This is a genomic window from Staphylococcus sp. EG-SA-2 (genome assembly GCF_017152085.1).
In genome coordinates this window covers 1-678 of sequence record NZ_JACYHC010001145.1, presented here as the reverse complement: position 1 = coordinate 678, position 678 = coordinate 1, and the positions used below count along the sequence as shown (strand labels likewise).

At 32.7% G+C, this 678-nt stretch carries 1 protein-coding gene; it reads left to right on the top strand.

Annotated features, from left to right (window positions below):
* Window positions 1-674 (top strand): two-component system regulatory protein YycI (locus IDG60_RS18990; protein ID WP_206161062.1); only part of this gene is annotated, 674 nt, incomplete at its 5' end.
* Window positions 675-678: the final 4 nt, after the last annotated feature.

Below are 678 nucleotides of genomic sequence, written 5' to 3'. Positions count from 1 at the left end.
GTAACAATGAAGTTAATTTTCAGCAAGAAGAAATTAAAGTACCGGCTAGTATATTGAATAAATCAGTTAAAGGTATAAAATTAGAGCAAATTACAGGGCGATCAAAAGACTTTAGTTCTAAAGCTAAGGGCGATTCGGATTTGACCACATCAGATGGTGGAAAATTATTGAATGCGAACATTAGTCAATCGGTAAAGGTCAGTGACAATAACTTAAAAGATTTGAAAGATTATGTTAACAAACGTGTGTTCAAAGGTTCAGAATATCAATTAAGTGAAATTAATTCTGGTTCTGTAAAATACGAACAAACGTATGATAATTTCCCGATTTTGAACAATAGTAAAGCGATGTTGAACTTTAATATAGAAGATAACAAAGCGGCTAGTTATAAACAATCAATGATGGATGACATTAAGCCCACAGATGGTGCAGATAAGAAGCATCAAGTTATTGGAGTGAGAAAAGCAATCGAGGCATTATATTATAATCGTTACTTGAAAAAAGGTGATGAAGTCATTAATGCTAGACTCGGTTACTACTCAGTCGTGAACGAAACGAATGTTCAATTGTTACAACCAAACTGGGAAATTAAAGTGAAGCATGACGGTAAGGACAAAACGAATACTTACTATGTCGAAGCGACAAATAATAACCCTAAAATTATTAATCATTAATATG